This window comes from Prevotella sp. P4-51, assembly GCF_002251455.1.
In the GTDB taxonomy this organism is placed as follows: Bacteria; Bacteroidota; Bacteroidia; order Bacteroidales; family Bacteroidaceae; genus Prevotella.
On the sequence record NZ_NPJM01000009.1, the window covers coordinates 84,351 to 105,787 of the forward strand.

Below are 21,437 nucleotides of genomic sequence, written 5' to 3' on the forward strand. Positions count from 1 at the left end.
AACTTTTCCTGCCGATGGTTCGTCCAATAATCAGAAACCAATAAAACAATGACAAATATGAAACGAATAATCATTATGGCACTGGTGGCGCTGATGACTTGCACCACCATGCAGGCAGCAGGAAAGCACGTTGACGCTACTGAAGGCAACACCGTATCGCAGCGTAGAGTACCTAACTTCACAAGAATAGAATCTGTAGGAAGTATAGACATCGTATACACCCAGGGCAACAGACCGAGCGTCAAGGTCGTGGGAAAAGCCAAAGAGGTAGACCGCGTCACGACCTACGTGAGGGGCAACATACTCAGAGTAGGCTACAACAGCGGATCGCGTATGTTCAGCTTCGACTCAGGAGATGATGTCAAGGTATATGTGACCTCGCCCGACCTGGTAGGCGTAACGCTTAGGGGCAGCGGCGACTTCGAGTCCAAGGGCAAGATAGACAGCGACAACCTGACGGTAGAAATCGTAGGCTCAGGCGATGCCGACATGAAATACGTAATATGCGACAACTTTACCGTCAATCTGCGCGGTTCGGGCGATGTGGAAGTCGACTATCTGCGCTGTGCCACATCGAACATCTGGCTGCGCGGCTCGGGCGACATCGAAATCAAGCAGGACAGGGTCAAGAATACCAACATCATGCTCTATGGTTCGGGCAGCATCGAGGTCAAGGCGCAACGCTGCGGAGTAATCAACGCCTATACATACGGTTCGGGCGACATCACGCTGAAAGGTTCGGCACGCCACCTCAACAGGAGAGCCAACGGCTCGGGCAGCATCGATGCCTCACAACTGATGGAAACGCGATAAGAATGTATCATCATAACCCAAAAGACCATCTTCACCACTGCGGAGAAGATGGTCTTTTGGTTTGTAGCGGGTCAGCGCCTTATCCACGACATGTAGCGGTCGGTCCAGCGGCGCCCTCGGGCTGTATGGGCAAGTACCCACTCGGTAAGCGCCACACCCACAAGCGCCGTGACGATGCCCAGCAAGACATCGATGATGTAATGGTGGCAGGTGTAGACAGCCGTAAACCAGATGCCGATGCAGATAAAGGCGAAGAGCGCGACAAGCCAACGGCGGCTGCGACCCAGGACGGCATAGACAGTGGCTACCAGCATGTAGGCGGCATGCAGCGAAGGCACCGCGGCAAAGACATTGGCATTCTGGCCATACAGGGCATGGAAGACGGGCAGCCCGGTGAGGGCATCAAAACGCGCGAGACCCGCCATATTGCCCGGCGTATGCAGAACGGGGGTAAATCCATAGTCAAGAGCATACCATGGCGGGGCGGCGGGATGGATGTAATAGACGCAAAAGCCTATCAGATTGACCACAAGGAAGGCAATGGAGAAGCGGAGATAGACCGAATATCTGCCACGGAAATAGAGACACAGCGCAAAGGCCAAGGGCACTGGCACCCAGCACAGATAGAAGAGCCCGGCCATGACATCGGCCACGGCATGATGGTGCTGGGCAAACCAGGCGCCAGGGATAACCGTCTCGCCAGTGGACAGGGCTATGCCAAACCATCTGAGCTCGGTATCATAGAGCTGGCGCACGTCGATGTCGTTGACCATATAGTTGGGATAGAGGCGCATGGCATCGTAGGAGCAGGCGAAGATGACCCAAGGCATCAGCGCCAGCGCCACACGGCGGGTGGGTCTGAGGGCAACGAGCGCCACATAGACCACAAGAATATAGATGCTGAACATAGGGGGACTACTGCTTCTTGCCGGCGTTCAACACTTTGTGGCAATGGGCTATGCGCCAGCAGGCAGTAAGATTGGCAAGGACGGCGATGACCAGCATACCGCCAGCCAGCCACCACAGATTGCCGGTCGCTCCGCTCGCGATAGCCGCCAGGGCGGTGATGACCACGCGCTCGGGACGCTGGAGGAGTCCTACCTTGCACTCGATGCCCAGTCCTTCGGCTCGGGCTCGCACATAACTGACCATCACCGAACCCAGGATGGCTGCATAGGTGGCGATGCCCATCCAGAACCAGTCGCAGTAAAGGAATACGACCGAGACGCCGAAGAGCGAAACCATCTCGCTATAGCGGTCGAGGGTAGAGTCCCACAGGGCGCCGAAGACCGAAGACTTGCCGCTGACGCGGGCCAACCGCCCGTCCATCATGTCGAAGAGTCCGGCAAAGAGTATGGTGGCACCACCCCATCCTACCATCTCCATGGCCTGGGCCATATCGCCGCTGCGGACCATGAGGGCTGCAACGACAAAGAGGGAGGTGGCAGCAAGATTGCCTACAAATCCTATGGTAGTCACCATATTGGGGGTAATGCCCACCTTGACCATAGCCTGGATAATGGGATTGATGATGACGTAGATTACGCGTTGAAGAAAATCTCTGTAATTCATATTTCTATTGATTATTATCCATATTGTAATGACGACACGCGAAGACATAGCAACGCTGCATCTGATAGTTCCACAAGACTGCCACCAAGCAGGCCACAACCACCTTGGACACGATGAAATTGCAACCGGCGAGCTCGGTGACGAGATAGGTAAGCCCCGTATTGAGCCCTATGCTGCCCGCCCATACCACTATATAGCGCAGAGCAAGCCTCATCTTGCCCAGACGCTGTGCGGAGAAGACCCATCGGTAGTTGACCATGCAGTTGACCACACCTCCCGTGACGGCTCCGATGAAGGTGGCGCAGACATACCATAGCCCCAGAAGTTCAGCAAGTATCAGCGTGACGGCGAAGTCGGCAGCCGAAGCCACTACCGCCGAAGCCTCTGCCTTGCAGAAAGTCACGAGCTGTGTCTTCATATCATCCATATCACCAGTAACAGGATGAGAAGAGAATAGATGCCAGCCAGAATATCGTCGGCCATAACCCAGAAAGCGCCACGGCAACGGTCAAGGGCACGGATGCCCAATGGTTTGACGATATCAAAAAACCGGAAAAGGACAAACGCCAGCGCCGCAAAGAGCCAGTGGCCCGCGGGGCACACGATGAGCGGAATCCAGACTCCAACCATCTCGTCGACAACCACACGGGAGGGGTCGTCGCCCCAGAACGGCTGCAACTTGTGGGTAGCCCATGTGCCCAAGCCGGTGAAGGCCACAGCGGCAGCAAGTGTGACCCACGCCAGAGAGACAGCGTCGAGCCAGAACGATGCCCCCATCCACAGCAAGGTGGCAACGAGGGCTCCCATGGTGCCAGGGCCCCACGGCCAGAAGCCACAGCCAAAGCCCGTGGCTATCAAGGTAGGAACAAAGGGTATATGTCTAATCATGAGTGCAAAAGTACTGATTATAAAAATAATGTAAAAGCTATTTAACGAAAAAAACATAAAAAGACAAAAAAGTTTTCTCGCATCCCAACAATATGCTTACCTTTGTATTTCGAACAACGTAAAAGAAATGGATGACAACAACATACTCTTAATTCGCAGGACTACCCTCGTGCTATTGCTGGTGATGCTAAAACTCACAATGATGGCACAGGCGATGCTCACGGGGCGGATAGTGGACGCCGACGATGGCGGCCCGATACCCTACGCCAGTGCCTCATACAAGGGACAGCACAAGGCGGTGTCGAGCGACGCCGATGGCAAGTTCAGCATCGAACGCCACGAGGGCTGGACACTGACATTCAGTTCGGTAGGCTACACTCCTGTCTCCATCACCGTCAACGCCGCCACCAAGGAGTTGACCATCAAGCTGAAATCGGAGTCGCGCAAGATAGACGAGATAGTGGTCAAGGCACGCAGAGGCAAATACCGCCGCAAGGACAACCCTGCCGTGGAGCTCATGCGTCGTGTCATCGCAGCCAAGAAGCGCACCCATCTCGATAACCACCCCTACTACCAGTTCAACAAATACCAGAAGATAACCTTCGGTCTCAACGACATCAGCGACAGCGACCTGGAGCAGGGGCTCTTCAAACGCTCGCCGTGGCTGGTGGACTTTGTGGAGACCAGTCCCTATAACCACAAGCGCATCCTGCCCATCTCGGTCGACGAGACGGTGACGCAGCATGTGTATCGCAAAGACCCCAAGTCGGCAAAGACCATCATCAAGGGCCAACGTAGTGATGGCATCAACAACGTATTGCAGACGGGCGAAATACTTAATACTATGCTCAAAGACGTGTTTACCGACATAGACCTCTATGACAACCACATCCGTCTGCTGCAACACCCCTTCACCTCGCCTATCGGTGAGACAGCCATCTCCTTCTACCGCTATTATATAGAGGACACAGTGTATGTGGACCGCGACCTGTGCTATCACCTGCAATTCATCCCCAACAACCAGCAGGACTTCGGCTTCAGGGGCGACCTGTATATCCTCGCCGACTCGACACTGCATGTCAAGAAGTGTAACATGACTATCCCCAAGAAGAGTGACGTCAACTTCATCGACGACATCAAGATAATACAGGAATATACCCGTCTGCCCAATGGAGACTGGGCGCTGACGACCGATGACATGGTGGCAGAGCTGAGCATCATAGCCAAGGCAGCCAAGGTGGTATGCATACGCACGACGAGGCTGAGTGACTATGCTTTCGATGAACTGCCCAACAAGATATTCAAGGGCCGTGCCAACACGCGGCATGAAGCCGACGCCATGATTAGGGACGACGCTTTCTGGAACCAGTACCGTGCTGTAGAACTGACCAAATGTGAGTCGTCGATGGATGCATTTATCCACCGTATGGAGCAATCGCGCAACTATAAGTGGGTATTGTTTACCTTGAAAGCCTTCATGGAGAACTACATCGAGACCGACAGCAAGAAGAACAGCAAGTTTGATTTCGGCCCAGTCAATACTATTGTGTCGAGCAACTTCGTCGACGGCCTTCGTTTCCGTGTCAGCGGCCGCACGACAGCCAAGCTCAATCCGCACCTGTTCTGGAAAGGATACTACGCCTATGGCTCGCGCTCGAACAGGCATTACTATTCTTCGGAACTTACCTACTCGCTCAACAGCAAGAAGAATGTTCCGTTTGAATTTCCCCAGCGTAACATCATCTTTGAAACTACGCACGACGTGATGTCTCCCGCCGACAAATACCTCCTGCACAACAAGGACAACATGTTCATGGCGTTCCGTGTACAGAAAGTGGAGCAGATGTACTTCTACAACCGTCAACGTCTGGCTTTCGACTACGAGACCGACTGGGGTCTGAAGATGAGCGCGCAGATAAAGGCGGAGAGCAACAGCCCTACGGGCAATCTTAGCTTTATCAATAATGTCGACGGTAGCAATGTATCGCAAATCCGCACCACTGAGGTGAAAGCCGGACTGAAATACTGCCCCGGCCAGACATACATCAACACCAAGCAACAGCGTCTGCCGGTCAACTTCGACGCTCCCGAATTCGGCATCAGTCATACCGCAGGTTTCAAACACATGCTGGGTGGCCAATACAAGCTCAACCTTACCGAAGCCAGTATCTACAAACGGTTCTGGATGGGCAGTTGGGGATATATAGACAACCGCCTCAACGTGGGGGCACAATGGAGCAAGGTGCCATTCCCACTGCTGATTATGCCACCGGTCAATGTATCGTACTTTGAGCATGAGAACACGTTCTCGATGATGCGCAATATGGAGTTTCTCAATGACCGCTACGCCTACTGGTCTATCAGTTGGGACCTCAACGGCAAGGTGCTCAACCGTATTCCGCTCATCCGCCATCTCAAGTGGCGCGAGTACATCAGCTTCAAGGGCATGTTTGGCAAACTCACTGACAAAAACAACCCTATGGTTAACTCGGCCGACCCTCTGCTGTTCAGATTTCCTGCTGAAAGCCACGTCATGGACAGCCACACGCCCTATATGGAAGTGGTGGCTGGCGTACACAATATCTTCAAGTTCTTCGGTGTCGACTACGTAAGAAGAATCAATTACAACAACAATCCCGACATCAAGAAGAATGGTATAAGATTCAGTTTCTCCATGTCGTTCTAAACACAAAGACCATCATGCAGATATTGATAGCAGACAGACAGGGCATCACAAGGGCAGGGCTCATGTTCCTCTGTCATGAAGCGGGATATGAATACCGCTATACCGATGACAAAACCGAACTGATAGAGGCTCTGCGTGCCGACGGTGACGCCATCGTGATACTCGACTACACCCTGTTTGACATCGGCGACGCTGCCGAACTGCATATTCTCAACCAGCGCTTCCCGCAGGCGTCGTGGGTACTGTTCAGCGAAGACCTGAGCGTAGACTTTGTCCGCATGACTGCCGCCGGAAACAACCGCTTCAGCGTGCTGCTCAAGGAGTCGCCCCTGAAAGAAATACGAGAAGGACTGGCAGAGGTGGCAAAAGGCAGGAGGTATATATGCAGGAGAATGGCAGAGATGCTGCTCACACCGACGCAGACCACACAGGAGGAAAACAGGCTCACGCCCACAGAGACAGAGATACTGCGCGACATCGCCTTGGGGCTCACCACACGCGAAATAGCCGAGAAGCGCTACTCCAGCTTCCACACCGTCAACACCCACCGCAAGAACATCTTCCGCAAAATAGGCGTCAACAATGTCCACGAAGCCACACGCTATGCGCTGAGAGCCGGACTGGTGGACAGCGCTGAATACTATATATAAAACACAAAAGGACAAGCTCTCGGGGCTTGTCCTTTTGCTTTTGTCATTTGCCGACAGTGATGCGGACATGCTCGAAACCCATAGCATGAAGCAGTTTGTCCATCTGGGCTTCGGCTTGTTGGCTGGCTTTGTTCAGGTTATCCCTGTTGACAACGCGCTGACGCATGATACGACTGGCTTTGAGGTAGAGGCGCTTGCGGTCGGCAGCTGTCCAGGTGCCAGTCTCATAGAAGGTCTGGGTGCGTGCCTCATCGATAAACTCATTGCCCAACAGGCGGACGGGAGGCAGGTCGGCACAGACTGTATCGCCCTCAAGCCTAATCCATCCCTTACGGGCCTGACGCAAATCGATACCCATACGGAGGGTACCATAATAGATGCGTATCAGTTCGGAATCGCCAAAGAATCCATGTGAGACCGTATCGACAATCTCTTCATCGCTGACGGCGAGGAACTCCCATTCGCCGATGCTCTCAATAGACTTTATCTGCGTAGGCGTGAGCGTCACCCGCTCCACGCGCTCTGTGGTGACCACATTGCTTTCGCCTGGGCCATAGACCATCCAAAGCAGCATCAGGGCGATGCCCCCCACCACAAAGAAGGCTATCCACGCATTGACGGGAATGGCGCCGAGGATGCGGCGCGCCAATGATTTCTTCTTATTGTCTTGCTTTGCCATGTTCGGAGGTTTGACGGGTAAGACGTTTGATAAGGTCGGCAGGACCGAAGTCTTGTCTGAACGTAATGGTGATATGGTCGCGCTGGAAGCCCATCTGCTCTATCATCGGTATGAGCAGGGCGGCAGCATTGGCGCGGGCAGACTCGATGATGCCCATTTGGGGTATGCTGCTGATAATGGACTGGCGGCCGCGACGCTCAATGGCGCTGAGCTCGGCGTCGGTGTAATGGGTGCGCAAGAGGGGCACGCGCTCCTTGGCATTGTCGTGGTCTATGCGGGTCGAGGTCATCACCACCTGCGGGTCGGGCAAGACTATCTCAATCCTATCACCACTGCGGGTGATATTGGAGGCCGAGAAGTCGGAAAAGTCTATATAGCCCTTGATGGTGGCATCGATGGGAATAGCCACCGAGCGCTTGCCAGTGGGCAGAGTCACGCTGAAGGGACGGCCAAGCAACTTGCCACTCACCGCCTGTTCGTCGTCTTGGGTTATTATCTTGCGCACCTTATACTCAGTGGTATATAGACGCGAACACTGCTGTATCTGCATCACCATCATGGGGATGGAGTCGATGGGCTCAGCAGCTTCGGCCACCGGCTGTGTAGCTCTGTTATCGCAGCCCACAAGGGCAGTCGCGACACACAGGGCGAGAATATATCTTATGACTGTCATCATCTTAACTATCTATATCGATGCAAAGGTAGTGCATTCACGGGGGACGACCAAGAAAACCGACAAAAAAATGGAGAGCGTGCTCCCACCGTCAGTGGGCAACACGCTCTCCATATCTATTATTATAGCGTATGTGGCTACTCCATAAACTTCTTGGCTGCACGCAACTGGTGACGCAGGTTGCTCAACAGCTGCTGACTCTCTTGCAGCAGATTGAGATAGAGCATACCTACCTGCAGCTGGCCGTTGTCCTCGATACCCTGCAGACGGTCTATCTGGCGATGACGATACTGCGAGAGTTCGTCCTTGAGCTGGTCGGCAGCGGCAAGGGTATCACGATAGCGGTCGAAACGGCCTGTGGAAATCTGGGTCTCGGTGTCGCGCATCAGTTCGACGATTCTAATCTTAATCATCTGATACTCGGTGCAGACATACATAGGAACAGGGGTGAAGTTGTTATCCACGTGCTCCTTGATTGGCTCGAGCATACGCTGCATGCAATAGATGAGCTGCTGGCTGGCATTGACACCGACGTGGAACCAGGTGTTGCGCTCCATGGCCATCTCGATGGGCACCCGTTGCAGCGCCACGAGCTGCTGCTTGCGCACGTTGCGCAGTTCCTGCTTGGCGCGACGCAGATGGCGCATCACCTTGCGCAGGGGCGAAGGACGGTTGCTCTCAAATCCATCAATGAGCATCTCATAGTCATCGAGCAGTCTGGCGGTAATGGCACTCTGGGTGTGGCGCACATACTTCTTGAGCAAATCCCAAACTATCTCGGGCTCCTGGGCACGCATCATCAGACGGAAGAGGTCTTTGCCGTCGGCGTCGCACTCGCCACGTTTCTTGCTTTTGCCAGAGAAGAAGAGGATATAGACCACCAGGGCAATGAAGCCTATCTGCACAGCCAAGCCTCCATAGTACATTGCGGCACAAACCACGGCGGCTGCGATGAAGGCGGCACCGGCTGTGATAAACCATCCACCGATGACCGACAGCACGCCGGTGATGCGGAACACGGCACTCTCGCGACTCCAGGCCCGGTCGGCAAGCGATGAACCCATAGCCACCATGAAGGTGACATAGGTGGTACTGAGCGGGAGGGCGTAGTTGGTACCGATGGTGATAAGCATTGACGCCAGCACCAGATTGACGGCTGCACGCACCACATCAAAGGCAGCTGCATCGTTGGACTTGACCGATACGGGGGCAAAACGGCGGTTTATCCACTGGTTGATTTTATTGACAACCGGGATATGCTGGACCACAGCACCCACGCTGTCGCTCACACTCTGCACGGTGCGCACGATGGCGCGGGCGGCACGTGACGAGCCAAACATCTCGTCGCCCTCGTCCTGACGGGCCAGGTCTACCGAGGTCTGTATCACGCGCTTGGCCTTCTTCGAGGTAGCCATAGCCGTAATCATCACCAGACCGGCTATGAGCAGAAAGACCACGGGAGTCTTGGCAGGCTGCATGAGCGAGGTCATCATGTACTGGGTGGGGGCAACACCAGTAGAGAGACCATTGTTATAATAGTCGAGATAACTGTCGAGTCCTGCCAGAGGCACACCGATGAAGTTGACCAGGTCGTTGCCGGCAAATGCCATAGCCAGGGCAAAGGTACCCATGAGCACCACGATGCGGAAGACATTGACACGCAGCAGATGGAGCACGCCCATCAGCACCGTGGAGACTCCGCCGATGGTGAGCAGCAGCATGGGGATGTGCATGCCAATCCAGGTTCTCACGCTCTCAGAGATATAGGGCGAACCGCCCATTCCCTTGAGGAAGATGAAGTAAGCCAGAGCGGTGAAGGCGATGCCGCCAAAGAGCGCCACAGCCACCAGGCCGCCACCGGTCTGACGGAAGGTGAACACCAGGCGAGCTATCCACTGCACAGCCACACCGAAGACGAAGGCTACAGCCACCGACACGAAGATGGCAAGGATAACGCTCAGCGCCTTGTCTGTATTGAGCAGATCATTGATTTGCAGACTGCCGTCGCCCATCATCTTGACAGCGGCGAGGATGGCAGCGGCTCCCAAGAGCTCGAATACCAGCGACACGGTGGTAGAGGTGGGCATGCCGAGCGAGTTGAACACGTCGAGCACTATCACATCGGTCACCATCACCGCCAGAAAGACCACCATCACCTCGCTCATGGCATATTGGTTGGGCATCATGATGCCATGGCGTGCCACATCCATCATGCCCGACGACATCACGGCGCCTAATATGACACCTGCAGATGCCACAAAGAGAATGGTGCGAAAGGCGGCGACGCGCGCACCTACCGCAGACTGCAGAAAGTTGACTGCATCATTGCTTACGCCGACATAGAGGTCAAACAGCGCCAAGCAGAGCAGAAACACTACAATGAGAAAATAAATTGCACTCATATTTTTTGTTTTTGTTTTACTGCCGCAAAGGTAGGCAACAGTTATTACAATCGTGTTAAGGCACTATGACAATGGAGTGAAATGTAAAGAGACCGCGGCCAGGCTGTCTGCGAAGGCTAATCATGCCGATTGCGTGGGGCCCATGCTATATATAAATATGTTTTTTGGGTTATTGGCATACATTTTTGGCGCAAAGGGCTCATAATCCAGCTTTTTTGGCTACTTTTGCACCATAATAATCACAACCCGGACAATGGCTATTGTAATAGGTATAGATGTGGGCATAAGCACCACCAAGATAGTGGGAATTAACGACGAAGGCCAAGTGGTAGCGCCCAAGCGCATCAAGGCCACCGACCCGGTGGCTTCGCTCTACGGCGCCTTCGGCAAGTATCTCTATGACAACAAAATCAGTCTGAGCGACGTGGAACAGGTCATGATTACAGGCGTAGGCGCAGCTTACATCGACTCGCCCATCTATGGTCTGCCCACAGCCAAGGCCGACGAGTTTATCTCCGACGGACTGGGCGCCAGCTACGAGACCGACATCGACCGGATGATAGTGGTATCGATGGGCACAGGTACGTCGCTCGTGCAGTGTATCGGCGACGACATCCGCCATATCGGAGGTATCGGTGTGGGCGGAGGCACCCTGATGGGACTCTCGCGCATCATGCTCCAGACCGACGACATACACACCATCAACAAGCTGGCAAACGAGGGCGACCTGAAGAATATAGATGTGCAGATAGGCGACATCAGCCCCAACCCACTGCCCGGACTGCCCAAAGACGCGACCGCAAGCCTCTTCGGCAATGCCAAGAGCAACGCCACGCGGGAAGACATCGCGCTGGGCATCATCACCACCGTACTGCAGACCATCGGTTCGACCACCATACTCTCGTCGCTTGGCAGCGGCATCAAGGAGTATGTGCTCATAGGCAACCTCACGCTGCTGCCTCAGTGCAAGACGGTGTTCCCCTCAATGGAGAAGCTGTTTGGCGTGCGGTTCATCATCCCCGAGTACAGCGAGTTCTGCACAGCCATCGGTGCTGCGCTGGTCTACGTGAAGGGAAAGAAAGGCAAGGAGTAAACTTATAAACCATATAATAACAATGAAGAAAAACTTTTTGATTGTCATGTGCCTCATGATGGCCCTCATGGCCTCGGCACAAGACCTGGTAGTGTGCAGCTACAACATCCGCAACGCCAACCGCGGTGATGCCAAGAACGGCAACGGCTGGGAGAAGCGCTCAGTGTATATGTGTCAGCAGATACAGTTTGAAGACCCAGGCGTATTCGGTTGCCAGGAAGTTAAGAAAGAGCAGATAGACGATATGCTGCGCCTCATGCCCGAGTATGCCTACGTAGGCGTAGGCCGCGAGGACGGCAAGGAGGGCGGCGAGTATTCGCCCGTATTCTACAAGAAGGACCGCTACAAGCTGCTGGACAGCGGCACGTTCTGGCTGGCCGAAGACCCCACCAAGGCAGAGCTGGGATGGGACGCCGCCTGCAAGCGCGTGTGCTCATGGGGCCACTTCAAGGACCTCAAGACCAAGCATACCTTCTATTTCTTCAACACCCACATGGACCACATCGGTGTGACAGCACGCCGAGAGGGCGCCAAGCTCATCGTGAGCAAGATGCGCGAGCTGATGAAGAAGAACGACCCCGTTATCCTTACCGGCGACTTCAACGTCGACCAGCGCAGCGAGCCCTTCCAGGTATTCATCAACTCCGGATTCCTCAACGACTGCTACGAGGTGAGCAAGTATCGCTTTGCCACCAACGGCACATTCAACGACTTCAACCCGCTCAACTGCAGCAACAGCCGTATCGACCACATCTTTGTAAGCAAGAGCTTCAAGGTGGACCGCTACGCCATCCGCACCGACGGTTACTGGGACAATGTGGAGATGTATGAAGCCAAACCATCACCCAACGCTCCTATGGATGTAAAACTCAAAGAGGGTGTACGCCGCAATCCTTCTGACCACTATCCCGTGGTAGTAAAGATGCGCTTCTAACATACACGCCATTTATAGAAAAGGCTCTACCCATGCTGATGGGTAGAGCCTTTTTTATGTCTCGTCGCAACAGAGGGCTATTCGTAATCGTCGATGACGCTGTTCATCATGTCCATCATGGGTTTGGCAGCCTCGAAATACTTGAGCAGCTGGTGGGGCCAGTCGGGAGCGTCGAAGAGACTGTCGGGCACACGCTTCCAGCAGCAGTAGTCCTTCATGCGCAGATAGTCGATGTAGGGATAGTCGCGCGGGAAACCCTTGGGCGCCGTCTTGAGCATGGCAATGCCAAAACCGCGGTCGCTCATCTCGTCGTCGTTCATCACGCCCTCGCCGGGATAACCGAAATAACGCACGAAGGGACCCGCCTCGACAGCCTTGCGCCAGAGATCGATGTTGCCCATAATCTCGTTGCGGCATGCGGTAAGGATAGGAGTGGGCAGCCAGTAGGAGCCGATGGCTATGAAACTGTGGCCCGGCTGCAGATGGATATAGTAACCGCCACGGAGCGACTTGCGGCCCTTGGCACAAATCAAGGCACCGAAGTGGCGCTTGTAGGGCGACTTGTCGGGACTGAAACGGGTATCGCGGTTGAAGCGGTAGATACAGTCTTTGGCCGTGAGATGTGCCACCTCGGCGTCGATGGTAGCTATCTCGGCAATGGCACGCGTGATATCGGCCTCAAAATCGGCTTTACATATATTGTATTCTTTCTTATGTTCGAGGAACCAAGGTCTATTGTTATTGCGAGCCACGGTATCGAGAAATCCAAGTATGAGTTTAGTATTCATAATCCTTATTTTATAATTTTGAATCGTCAAATCTTTTTGGACAGAATGAATCGAAGGGACATTCGCCACAGAGCGGACGATTGCTCCGACAGATATAGCGCCCATGGAGCAGGAGCCAGTGGTGGGCATCGGGGATGTCCTGGACGGGGATATAGCGCATGAGCTGTTGCTCGACCTTCAGAGGCGTATTTGCAGTCTGGGGAACGAGGCCCAGACGGTGGCTGACACGATAGACATGGGTATCGACAGCCATGGTGGGCTTGCCGAACCACACGGCCTGGATGACATTGGCGGTCTTGCGCCCTACGCCCGGCAACGTCATGAGCTGGGAGCGGTCGGAGGGAACATCGCCATGGAAGTCGCTGACCAGCTGGCGCGACATGGCTACCAGATGGTTGGCCTTGGCATTGGGATAGCTCACCGAACTGATGAGCTGCAGCACATCGTCGACCTCGGCCTGGGCCATGGCCTGCGCGGTGGGATAACGGGAGAAAAGGGCTGGGGTAACCTGGTTGATGCGCTTGTCAGTACACTGGGCACTGAGGAGCGTGGCTACCAGCAACTGGAAAGCCGAACCAAACTGGAGCTCGGTGGTAACCTTGGGCATGGCTTCACGATAATAATCGAGCACACGCTGGTAACGCTGTTGACGGGTCATAATAAAATCTGTGTAGGATAAAGGGCAAAACAAACGGAGTATGAAAAACTCTTTCGCTCGTGAGCGGCGGTTTCTACATACTCCATCGTGGATTGTGGAACGTGCCTTGCGGTGCGCCCACTAAGGTAAGTATCTAATTATTTCTTCTCTTCGGTGGCCTTCTTGGTAGCGGCTGTGGGCTTGTAGGCCTTGTTGAGACCGGCAACCACCTCGGCGGTAACGTCGTAAGCCTTGTCGGCGTAGAGCAGATTGTCGCCGGCCTTGCTCAGGATAAGGCTATACTTCTTGTCCTTGTTGTAGGCAGCGAGGAAGTGCTGGATAGAGTCGCGCAGAGCGGCGTTGTACTTCTCGGTCTCTGCCTGGAACTCGTTGGAAAGACGACGATTGAGCGCATCGAGGTCAGCGCTCTGCTTCTGCAGACCAGCCTGGATGCCCTCGGCCTGCTCACGGGTATAGGCATTCTGCTGAACCTTCTGCTGGAAGTTGGCAGCAGCTGCCTGCAACTGCTGCTGCTTGGCAGCAAGGGTATTCTGGATGTTCTGGCCCTTCTTCTGAAGAATGAGCGAATAGTCTTTGCAGAACTTATACTGCGACATAATCGAGTCTACCTCAACATAGGCAATCTTCAGGCTACCGGGAGCTACGGGCTGAGCCTGGGCTTCGTCGTTAGCGGTACTCTTGTTGCATGAGGTCATAGCGAGCGACAGTGCTGCGACTGCCACCATGGTTTTCATCAGATTTTTTTTCATATCAGTTATAGTATTTATTGTCATCGTTAGCGGCGACGGCCTTCGCATCAGTATGCCCCACCCTTCTGGCGGGCTTCACGGTCCTGGTCCATCACGCAGTGTATACCGCGGTCTTTCATCGCCTTGCTGTCATGGATATGCTGGGAAGAAAACTCTCCGTGCTTGCGAAAAAGCAACTTCACACACAATAATGCCAGTGCAATAGCAATTATTAACACGCTTAATAGTAGAGTTTCTATCATTTTAATTAATTTTGCAGTATCACAATGACACCTTTCTGCTGACAAAGGTAGCGTTTTTAGATTAAAGGACAAAATAAATAATCATAAAAATGAGTAACGTAGAATTAAAACCTGCTCGCGTGTTTGAGCAGTTTGCTAAAATCAATCAGATTCCACGCCCCTCCAAGCGCGAGGAGAAGATGATTGAGTATCTCAAGGAGTTTGGTAAGAACCATGGTCTCGAGACTGTAGTCGACGAGACAGGCAACGTACTGATACGCAAGCCCGCCACCCCCGGACACGAGAACCGCAAGACGGTAATCCTGCAGAGCCACATGGACATGGTTTGCGACAAGCTGGTGGATGTCGAGTTCGACTTTGACAAGGATGCCATCCAGACTTATGTAGACGGAGAATGGCTGCGCGCCAAAGGCACCACACTGGGTGCCGACGACGGTATAGGTTGTGCCATCGAGCTGGCAGTGCTCGACAGCGACGACATCGAGCATGGCCCCATCGAGTGTGTGTTCACTCGCGACGAGGAAACCCAGCTCACAGGTGCCATAGGTATGAAGTCGGGCTTCATGAACGGCGACTACCTCATCAACCTCGACTCTGAGGACGAGGGCCAGTTCTTCGTAAGCTGTGCCGGCGGCCGTAGCACCATCGCCACGTTCAGCGTAAAGCGCGAAGAGGCACCTGCCGGTTACTTCTTCATGGAAGCTGCCGTGAAGGGTCTGGTAGGCGGACACTCGGGCGACGACATCAACAAGAAGCGCGCCAATGCCATCAAGCTGCTCACCCGCTTCATCTATGCCGAGATGCAGAAGACCGACGTGCGTCTGGTTTCTTTCAACAGCGGAAAGCTGCACAACGCCATCCCACGCGACGGCAAGGTGGTATTCGCCGTTCCCGCTGCCGATAAAGAGATGGTCAAGGCCGACTTCAACATATTCGTAGCCAAGGTAGAGGATGAGTTCCACGTTACAGACACCGCCATGGAGTTTGCCCTCACCAGCACCGACGCTGCAGCTGTCATCACCAAGGCTGTAGGCGACAACATCATCTTCGCGCTGCAGGCTGTAGACAACGGCGTCTTCGCCATGTGCCAGGACGAGGCTCTCGACTGGCTGGTAGAGACATCGAGCAACGTAGCCGCCGTGAAGACCACCGACAACGAGGTGGAGGTACTGTCATCGCAGCGCTCTTGCGTGATGAGCAACCTCGACAACATGTGCAACACCGTGGCTGCCGCTTACCGTCTGGCTGGTGCCAAGGTGATAACCACCGACGGCTACCCTGCATGGAAGATGAACCCACACAGCAAGCTGGTAGACATCACCGCAGAGACCTATCGCAAGCTCTTCGGCAAGGAGCCCAAGGTGCTGGGAATACACGCCGGTCTGGAGTGCGGCCTCTTCTCAGAGCGCTACCCCAACCTCGACATGGTAAGTTTCGGTCCCACACTGCGCTATGTACACACTCCCGATGAGCGTCTGCTCATCCCCACTGTACAGATGGTATGGGACCACCTGCTCGAGATACTCAAGAATATTCCCGAGTAAAGCATATATTATAATATAGGTACGGGAGGAATTGCCGGCATCCATGCCACCACAACAGCAATTCTGACAACCGGCCTGACGATGACAGCAGACCTCTGAGAAGTGAAGTCTGCTGTCTTTTTTATTGGTTACAGAAAAGCCCACACCGTTCATGCTGAAGGTGTGGGCTTATATAGTAAAGTTAAACAGTCTTGCTGTTTCCGCTTTAGTCCATCCGGCTTATTGCATCGAATAGACTACATCCATCAGGCGCTTGCCCAGCGCGTCGGCAGCCTCCATAGTGGAAGCCTCGCTATAGACGCGGATGATAGGCTCGGTGTTGCTCTTGCGGAGGTGTACCCAACGGTCGGGGAAGTCGAGCTTCACGCCGTCGATGTCGGTTACGGTCACATCGGCCTCCTTGCCATAGAGTTCCTTGACCTTGACCAGGATAGCGTCGACATCGGTCTCGGGGGTAAGGTCGATGCGGTTCTTGGCGATATAATAGGTGGGGAAGGTGGCACGCAGCTGGCTGACGGTAAGTTTCTTCTGGGCCAGCGACGAGAGGAACAGGGCGATGCCCACGAGGGCGTCGCGACCGTAGTGGCTCTCGGGATAGATGACTCCGCCATTGCCCTCGCCGCCAATGACGGCACCCACTTCTTTCATCTTGGTGGTGACGTTGACCTCGCCTACTGCCGAAGCATAATACTTGCATCCATGGCGCTCGGTGACGTCGCGCAGGGCACGGGTAGAACTCAGATTGCTCACCGTGGCACCCTTGACATGGTCCAGGATATAGTCGGCCACGGTCACGAGGGTGTATTCCTCGCCATACATCTTGCCGTCTTCCTGAATGAAGGCCAGACGGTCTACATCGGGATCGACCACGATACCCAGGTCGTAACCGCCCTTGGCAACCTCGCTCATGATGCCGCCGAGGTTTTTCTCCAGAGGCTCGGGGTTGTGGGCGAAATCTCCGGTGGGCTCGCCATTGAGCATGGTATACTCTACGCCCAGAGCGTCGAGCAGACGGGGCAGGATGACGCCACCCACAGAGTTGACAGCGTCGACAGCCACACGGAAGTGGGCATTGCGGATAGCCTCGCGGTCAACGAGCTCGAGAGCCAGCACACTGTCGATATGGCGCTGGTCGAAACTGTCGTCGCTGGTGTAATGGCCCAGATGGTCTACGTCGGCATAGTCGAAAGCCTCGGCCTCGGCTATGGCGAGCACCTCGGCACCGTCGGCAGCGGTAAGGAATTCGCCCTCGGCATTGAGGAGCTTCAGGGCGTTCCACTGGCGTGGGTTGTGGCTGGCGGTGATGATGATACCACCATCGGCGCCGCTCATGCGCACTGCCAGTTCGGTAGTGGGTGTGGTGGCCAGACCGATATCAATGACATCGAAGCCCATACCCATGAGGGTACCGCAAACGACGCGATTGACCATCGAGCCCGAGATGCGGGCGTCACGGCCTACTACTATCTTGTTGGTCTTCTTGGTCTTGCCAATGAATGTGGCATAGGCTGTGGTAAACTTCACGATGTCCAGCGGGTTGAGAGTGTCGCCGGTGTGACCGCCTATGGTGCCACGAATACCTGAAATGGATTTGATGAGTGTCATAATTACTTAAAAGTTATCTTCCGCGTTTATAAGTTATATCATACAGACAGGGATAGACGGTCTGCATCGCATAGCTCTGTCCCTGGGCAGCCGGTACGATAAGTCGTACCTTGGCTATCTCTTCGTTCTCGTTCTCCGGACGCCCAAGATTGATGTAGGTAAAGGGCACAAGCCATCCACCAGGTACAGAGGTGGTGCCATAGACCTGATACATGAGACACTTCTTGGTATCGAACGATGCGGTGAAGGTGCCCGATGTGTTGGTTACTGACATCTTGTCGTAATAGTCAGAGTAATAGAGGATATTGTTGGTAAGCTGTATGGAGTCGGTGAGCAGGTTGCGCTCGGTGAAACGGCAGAGCACATAGGCGGTCTCGCCATCCTTGAGCTTCTCGCCACATCCTTGGCGCACAATCTGCATATAGACACCATTGCTCTCGAAAAGTACAAATTCATTTTTAGACACGTCGGTCTTGTAGCCATTGGCCTTGAACTTGGCCTCGCTGATAACGTTTACTGCCGAGTCGGCAATATACTTGCCTATGGCTGCGCGCTCCTTGGCCTTGCGCTCGGCATAGGTCTCGGTATCGTTGCATGACCATAAGAAACTCAGTCCCAAAAACAATAAAATGATATACTGAATACGCTTCATCAGATTGTAATCTATTTGCTATTATTGATTATACATTTATAATATATACCGCCGCCACAATGACGAGGCATAGCCCAAAGCCATATAACACAAGCTCAAAGCTGCGCAAAGTTAAGCAAAAATAAAAGAAAAACGCCCTATTTCTTCATAATTTTCATTCAGAGGCAACGATTTTCATTTTTTTTATCATATCGAGGGCACCGAGCATGGTCAGCCGAGGAGTCAGAGCGATGCCCTTCGGAGTTGTGGCGGTGGCCATAATCAAAAGCAAACCGCCAGAGAGCGCTCGTGCGAGTCGCCCGCTGACGGTTGCTATCATTCATTATCCACTATGCAGAGCCAGTCGGCCTGCAGTCACTGTCTAAGCATTGACGGCGCCGATAATCTCCTGTACCGAAGCACAGCCATGGCTGTCGAGCCAATCGTTGATACCGGTCTTTACCTTGTAGGCGATGGCGGGGTCTATGAAGTTGGCTGTGCCTATCTCTATGGCTGTGGCTCCAGCCATAAGGAACTCGATGGCATCCTGGGCCGAAGAGATACCGCCAAGTCCGATGACAGGTATCTTGACGGCACGTGCCACCTGCCACACCATGCGCAGGGCAACAGGCTTGACGGCAGGACCGCTCAGTCCGCCGGTACCGATACTCAGCTTGGGGCAACGGCGCTCGGTGTCGATGGCCATACCCATGAGAGTATTGATGAGCGACACGCTGTCGGCGCCTTCAGCCTCACAGGCACGGGCTATCTCGGCAATATCGGTCACATTGGGCGATAGCTTTACGATGAGCGTCTTGTGATAACGCTCACGCACGGCCTTGACCACACTCGTGGCGCCGGCGCAAGTCACGCCGAAGGCCATTCCACCGTCCTTGACATTGGGGCAAGAGATATTGAGCTCGATGGCAGGTATCTTGTCGAGGGCGTCGATGCGGGCGGCACACTCGGCATAGTCTTCTGGCGTACTGCCGCTGACGTTGACAATCATCCGCGTGTCGATATCCTTAATCTGCGGATAGATGTGGGAGCAAAAATAATCGACACCCTTGTTCTGCAGACCCACACAGTTGAGCATACCCGAAGCGACTTCGGCCATACGGGGATAGTCGTTGCCCTCGCGTGGACGCAGGGTGGTTCCTTTGACGATAATGCCGCCAATCTCATGCAGAGGCACGAGGTCGGCAAACTCCAATCCATACCCGAAAGTGCCCGATGCGGTCATTACCGGGTTGGAGAGTTCCAGGTTATTTATCTTTACATTTAGACTTGCCATAACAGTTTCTTAATATTTAACACCGGACCATCTTTACATACACACAAATTGCCCTCAATAGTCTTCTCTACACAGCACAGACAAGCACCCAGACCACAGGCCATCATATTCTCCAACGACACCTCGCAGCTTACGTCGTGCTTGGTGGCATAGGCGGCTACAGCCTTCATCATCGGCTTGGGACCACAGCAGGATATCTGGTCGAAATGCGTGGTCTGCAGCACCGAGTGATTGGTGACAAATCCGCGCTCACCATAGCTGCCGTCTTCGGTGGTGACATAGACATCGCCCAGCGCCTCGAAAAGCTCCAACTGGAGCAGGTCGGTCTTGGTGCGAGCGCCAAGAAGGAACGAGGGACGGCCGCCCATCTTCTTTATCTCGGCTCCGAAATAGAGCAGAGGGGCCACACCCACGCCGCCGCCAACCAGAAGCAGACGCTTGTCGGCAGTGTCGGGCATGGTGAAGCCATTGCCCAAAGGAAGGACACAGTTGAGGGTATCGCCGACATGGAGCTCGCCCATCTGGCGGGTACCGTCGCCAATACGGGCGACAAGGAGCCAAAGTTCGTTGGTCTCGGCATCAAAATTGTGAATGGATATAGGACGACGCAGAAAAGTATTGGGAGACTTTTCTACCTTCACCTCAACAAACTGACCAGGCGCCATAGGCGGCATGGCGTCCTGAGAAGTCAACTTGATGAGTACGTACTTCTCGTTGAGGTGGTCGATGGAACTTACGGTCAAGTCCAAGCAAGCCTTCTTCATAAATAGAGTTTTATAAGTAACACTGCAATTTGATGATGACACGTGAAGACGCCGTCAGGCGTCTCACGCGCGTACATATAATTATATGCTGCAAAATTACTTATTATTTTGCGAATAATCACTTTTTGGGTACAAAAGTTTCCCAGGTCTGGTCATCGTAGAAGATACGAATTTCGGTGATATTGCGTTGAGCTTTGTAAATATTTTTCATCACTACAGCAGTGGGCTGTTGACCCTGCTGTTGGGCACGATTGACAGCCGATGGGGTGGGAGCCGTCTGAGGGGCATCGCCGAAATCGATAACCTGTTCACCGCCATCGGGAGCGGAGTCATGGCCCTGGGCAATGTCGCCGGAATGGTCTCCATACATCGAACCGTTGCCAAACATCAACCAGTCGGTAGAGATGGCAGGAAACTTTTTCTTTATCGCGTCGACAATGTTAAGGGTAGGGTTGGTACGACCATTGAAGATGCTGCTGAGGGTGGCGGGAGACAACTCGAGGGTGTTGGCAAACTCCTGTTGGGTCAACCTCTGGGCTTCCATAATCTGCTTAATTCTGTCCTTCATTTTCTGTTAATGGGTTTAAGAGGGCCAAAAATGGCCATTTTTATACGTTTTACAAAGTTAAAGCATTTTTTTAGAACAAACAACAAAAGTAAAGGATATTTTATGATTGTGATTATTAAATCAGAAATTAAGATTATTGAAATCTGATTTACCTTTGTTGATATCGGAATTAATATTCATAAATCTATATTAGATCCCATGTTT

At 53.6% G+C, this 21,437-nt stretch carries 22 protein-coding genes; 6 read left to right on the forward strand and 16 right to left on the reverse strand.

The window, feature by feature from the left end; all coding sequences use genetic code 11:
• The first annotated feature begins 57 nt into the window (after positions 1 to 57).
• Positions 58 to 813, forward strand: a complete 756-nt coding sequence (locus tag CIK94_RS00865) for a head GIN domain-containing protein (protein WP_158216488.1) — start codon at positions 58 to 60, stop codon at positions 811 to 813.
• Positions 814 to 884: 71 nt separating this feature from the next.
• On the opposite strand, the gene CIK94_RS00870 is transcribed toward CIK94_RS00865, so the two are convergent.
• Genes CIK94_RS00870 through CIK94_RS00885 form a run of 4 tightly spaced genes read right to left on the reverse strand, consistent with a single transcriptional unit; the run spans position 885 to position 3,270 of the window.
• On the reverse strand, positions 885 to 1,721 hold the full coding sequence (locus tag CIK94_RS00870) for a phosphatase PAP2 family protein (protein ID WP_094420743.1): 837 nt from the start codon (positions 1,719 to 1,721) through the stop codon (positions 885 to 887).
• A 7-nt stretch (positions 1,722 to 1,728) separates the two neighbouring features.
• On the reverse strand, positions 1,729 to 2,385 hold the full coding sequence (locus CIK94_RS00875; protein ID WP_094420745.1) for a CDP-alcohol phosphatidyltransferase family protein: 657 nt from the start codon (positions 2,383 to 2,385) through the stop codon (positions 1,729 to 1,731).
• A gap of 4 nt (positions 2,386 to 2,389) precedes the next feature.
• Positions 2,390 to 2,803: a GtrA family protein gene (locus tag CIK94_RS00880; protein ID WP_254046112.1), complete on the reverse strand. Its 414-nt coding sequence runs from the start codon at positions 2,801 to 2,803 to the stop codon at positions 2,390 to 2,392.
• The gene (locus tag CIK94_RS00885) at positions 2,800 to 3,270 is read right to left on the reverse strand and encodes a phosphatidylglycerophosphatase A (RefSeq protein ID WP_173845647.1); all 471 of its coding nucleotides are present in this window, start codon (positions 3,268 to 3,270) and stop codon (positions 2,800 to 2,802) included. Before CIK94_RS00885 ends, CIK94_RS00880 begins: the two co-directional genes overlap by 4 nt.
• Positions 3,271 to 3,400: 130 nt before the next feature.
• Between CIK94_RS00885 and CIK94_RS00890 the strand changes: the two genes are divergently transcribed.
• Positions 3,401 to 5,959, forward strand: a complete 2,559-nt coding sequence (locus tag CIK94_RS00890; RefSeq protein ID WP_173845645.1) for a DUF5686 and carboxypeptidase-like regulatory domain-containing protein — start codon at positions 3,401 to 3,403, stop codon at positions 5,957 to 5,959.
• Between the two features lie 14 nt (positions 5,960 to 5,973).
• Entirely contained in the window at positions 5,974 to 6,609 is a 636-nt protein-coding gene (locus CIK94_RS00895) for a response regulator transcription factor (protein WP_094420752.1), read from the forward strand.
• Between the two features lie 43 nt (positions 6,610 to 6,652).
• On the opposite strand, the gene CIK94_RS00900 is transcribed toward CIK94_RS00895, so the two are convergent.
• From CIK94_RS00900 to CIK94_RS00910, 3 genes are all read right to left on the reverse strand, one after another.
• Positions 6,653 to 7,288: a DUF4230 domain-containing protein gene (locus CIK94_RS00900; protein ID WP_254046113.1), complete on the reverse strand. Its 636-nt coding sequence runs from the start codon at positions 7,286 to 7,288 to the stop codon at positions 6,653 to 6,655.
• Positions 7,269 to 7,964 (reverse strand): DUF4230 domain-containing protein, encoded by a 696-nt coding sequence (locus tag CIK94_RS00905; RefSeq protein WP_254046114.1) that lies wholly within the window; start codon positions 7,962 to 7,964, stop codon positions 7,269 to 7,271. The genes CIK94_RS00900 and CIK94_RS00905 overlap by 20 nt, the downstream gene beginning before the upstream one ends.
• A 134-nt stretch (positions 7,965 to 8,098) precedes the next feature.
• The gene (locus CIK94_RS00910) at positions 8,099 to 10,363 is read right to left on the reverse strand and encodes an inorganic phosphate transporter (protein WP_094420754.1); all 2,265 of its coding nucleotides are present in this window, start codon (positions 10,361 to 10,363) and stop codon (positions 8,099 to 8,101) included.
• 253 nt (positions 10,364 to 10,616) lie between these two features.
• Here CIK94_RS00910 and coaW point away from each other — a divergent pair, with 253 nt between their 5' ends.
• Positions 10,617 to 11,456, forward strand: coding sequence for a type II pantothenate kinase (gene coaW, locus CIK94_RS00915; protein ID WP_094385965.1), 840 nt, complete (start codon positions 10,617 to 10,619; stop codon positions 11,454 to 11,456).
• A gap of 22 nt (positions 11,457 to 11,478) precedes the next feature.
• Entirely contained in the window at positions 11,479 to 12,390 is a 912-nt protein-coding gene (locus CIK94_RS00920) for an endonuclease/exonuclease/phosphatase family protein (RefSeq protein ID WP_094388527.1), read from the forward strand.
• 77 nt (positions 12,391 to 12,467) lie between these two features.
• Here CIK94_RS00920 and CIK94_RS00925 read toward each other — a convergent pair whose 3' ends face one another.
• The 4 genes from CIK94_RS00925 to CIK94_RS00940 all read right to left on the reverse strand — a co-directional run bounded on the left by CIK94_RS00925 (position 12,468) and on the right by CIK94_RS00940 (position 14,827).
• On the reverse strand, positions 12,468 to 13,178 hold the full coding sequence (locus CIK94_RS00925; RefSeq protein ID WP_022310770.1) for a DUF2461 domain-containing protein: 711 nt from the start codon (positions 13,176 to 13,178) through the stop codon (positions 12,468 to 12,470).
• 10 nt (positions 13,179 to 13,188) lie between these two features.
• Complete coding sequence (gene nth, locus CIK94_RS00930) at positions 13,189 to 13,836, reverse strand: endonuclease III (protein ID WP_094420757.1); 648 nt, start codon at positions 13,834 to 13,836, stop codon at positions 13,189 to 13,191.
• 137 nt (positions 13,837 to 13,973) lie between these two features.
• The gene (locus CIK94_RS00935; protein ID WP_094385957.1) at positions 13,974 to 14,585 is read right to left on the reverse strand and encodes an OmpH family outer membrane protein; all 612 of its coding nucleotides are present in this window, start codon (positions 14,583 to 14,585) and stop codon (positions 13,974 to 13,976) included.
• Positions 14,586 to 14,632: 47 nt separating this feature from the next.
• Positions 14,633 to 14,827 (reverse strand): hypothetical protein, encoded by a 195-nt coding sequence (locus tag CIK94_RS00940; RefSeq protein ID WP_022310773.1) that lies wholly within the window; start codon positions 14,825 to 14,827, stop codon positions 14,633 to 14,635.
• Positions 14,828 to 14,916: 89 nt separating this feature from the next.
• Here CIK94_RS00940 and CIK94_RS00945 point away from each other — a divergent pair, with 89 nt between their 5' ends.
• On the forward strand, positions 14,917 to 16,371 hold the full coding sequence (locus tag CIK94_RS00945) for an aminoacyl-histidine dipeptidase (protein WP_094420759.1): 1,455 nt from the start codon (positions 14,917 to 14,919) through the stop codon (positions 16,369 to 16,371).
• A gap of 219 nt (positions 16,372 to 16,590) precedes the next feature.
• Here the strand turns inward: CIK94_RS00945 and glmM are convergent, their stop codons facing one another.
• The 5 genes from glmM to CIK94_RS00970 form a co-directional block, all read right to left on the reverse strand.
• Positions 16,591 to 17,976: a phosphoglucosamine mutase gene (gene glmM, locus CIK94_RS00950; protein ID WP_094420762.1), complete on the reverse strand. Its 1,386-nt coding sequence runs from the start codon at positions 17,974 to 17,976 to the stop codon at positions 16,591 to 16,593.
• Positions 17,977 to 17,989: 13 nt separating this feature from the next.
• Complete coding sequence (locus tag CIK94_RS00955; RefSeq protein WP_022310776.1) at positions 17,990 to 18,628, reverse strand: DUF4827 domain-containing protein; 639 nt, start codon at positions 18,626 to 18,628, stop codon at positions 17,990 to 17,992.
• A 361-nt stretch (positions 18,629 to 18,989) separates the two neighbouring features.
• A complete protein-coding gene (locus CIK94_RS00960; RefSeq protein ID WP_022310777.1) occupies positions 18,990 to 19,901 on the reverse strand; it encodes a dihydroorotate dehydrogenase in 912 nt (303 codons plus the stop codon).
• Positions 19,889 to 20,665 (reverse strand): dihydroorotate dehydrogenase electron transfer subunit, encoded by a 777-nt coding sequence (locus tag CIK94_RS00965; RefSeq protein ID WP_022310778.1) that lies wholly within the window; start codon positions 20,663 to 20,665, stop codon positions 19,889 to 19,891. Before CIK94_RS00965 ends, CIK94_RS00960 begins: the two co-directional genes overlap by 13 nt.
• Positions 20,666 to 20,783: 118 nt before the next feature.
• Positions 20,784 to 21,233 (reverse strand): helix-turn-helix domain-containing protein, encoded by a 450-nt coding sequence (locus CIK94_RS00970; protein ID WP_094420764.1) that lies wholly within the window; start codon positions 21,231 to 21,233, stop codon positions 20,784 to 20,786.
• Between the last annotated feature and the right edge of the window lie 204 nt (positions 21,234 to 21,437).

What these genes read in the sequence shown, in the direction of transcription:
- CIK94_RS00865 (WP_158216488.1), top strand. Translation starts at nt 58, where the DNA reads ATGAAACGAATAATCATTATGGCACTGGTGGCGCTGATGACTTGCACC.
- CIK94_RS00870 (WP_094420743.1), bottom strand. Translation starts at nt 1,721, where the DNA reads ATGTTCAGCATCTATATTCTTGTGGTCTATGTGGCGCTCGTTGCCCTC.
- CIK94_RS00875 (WP_094420745.1), bottom strand. Translation starts at nt 2,385, where the DNA reads ATGAATTACAGAGATTTTCTTCAACGCGTAATCTACGTCATCATCAAT.
- CIK94_RS00880 (WP_254046112.1), bottom strand. Translation starts at nt 2,803, where the DNA reads ATGAAGACACAGCTCGTGACTTTCTGCAAGGCAGAGGCTTCGGCGGTA.
- CIK94_RS00890 (WP_173845645.1), top strand. Translation starts at nt 3,401, where the DNA reads ATGGATGACAACAACATACTCTTAATTCGCAGGACTACCCTCGTGCTA.
- CIK94_RS00895 (WP_094420752.1), top strand. Translation starts at nt 5,974, where the DNA reads ATGCAGATATTGATAGCAGACAGACAGGGCATCACAAGGGCAGGGCTC.
- CIK94_RS00900 (WP_254046113.1), bottom strand. Translation starts at nt 7,288, where the DNA reads ATGGCAAAGCAAGACAATAAGAAGAAATCATTGGCGCGCCGCATCCTC.
- CIK94_RS00905 (WP_254046114.1), bottom strand. Translation starts at nt 7,964, where the DNA reads ATGATGACAGTCATAAGATATATTCTCGCCCTGTGTGTCGCGACTGCC.
- CIK94_RS00910 (WP_094420754.1), bottom strand. Translation starts at nt 10,363, where the DNA reads ATGAGTGCAATTTATTTTCTCATTGTAGTGTTTCTGCTCTGCTTGGCG.
- coaW (WP_094385965.1), top strand. Translation starts at nt 10,617, where the DNA reads ATGGCTATTGTAATAGGTATAGATGTGGGCATAAGCACCACCAAGATA.
- CIK94_RS00920 (WP_094388527.1), top strand. Translation starts at nt 11,479, where the DNA reads ATGAAGAAAAACTTTTTGATTGTCATGTGCCTCATGATGGCCCTCATG.
- CIK94_RS00925 (WP_022310770.1), bottom strand. Translation starts at nt 13,178, where the DNA reads ATGAATACTAAACTCATACTTGGATTTCTCGATACCGTGGCTCGCAAT.
- nth (WP_094420757.1), bottom strand. Translation starts at nt 13,836, where the DNA reads ATGACCCGTCAACAGCGTTACCAGCGTGTGCTCGATTATTATCGTGAA.
- CIK94_RS00935 (WP_094385957.1), bottom strand. Translation starts at nt 14,585, where the DNA reads ATGAAAAAAAATCTGATGAAAACCATGGTGGCAGTCGCAGCACTGTCG.
- CIK94_RS00940 (WP_022310773.1), bottom strand. Translation starts at nt 14,827, where the DNA reads ATGATAGAAACTCTACTATTAAGCGTGTTAATAATTGCTATTGCACTG.
- CIK94_RS00945 (WP_094420759.1), top strand. Translation starts at nt 14,917, where the DNA reads ATGAGTAACGTAGAATTAAAACCTGCTCGCGTGTTTGAGCAGTTTGCT.
- glmM (WP_094420762.1), bottom strand. Translation starts at nt 17,976, where the DNA reads ATGACACTCATCAAATCCATTTCAGGTATTCGTGGCACCATAGGCGGT.
- CIK94_RS00955 (WP_022310776.1), bottom strand. Translation starts at nt 18,628, where the DNA reads ATGAAGCGTATTCAGTATATCATTTTATTGTTTTTGGGACTGAGTTTC.
- CIK94_RS00960 (WP_022310777.1), bottom strand. Translation starts at nt 19,901, where the DNA reads ATGGCAAGTCTAAATGTAAAGATAAATAACCTGGAACTCTCCAACCCG.
- CIK94_RS00965 (WP_022310778.1), bottom strand. Translation starts at nt 20,665, where the DNA reads ATGAAGAAGGCTTGCTTGGACTTGACCGTAAGTTCCATCGACCACCTC.
- CIK94_RS00970 (WP_094420764.1), bottom strand. Translation starts at nt 21,233, where the DNA reads ATGAAGGACAGAATTAAGCAGATTATGGAAGCCCAGAGGTTGACCCAA.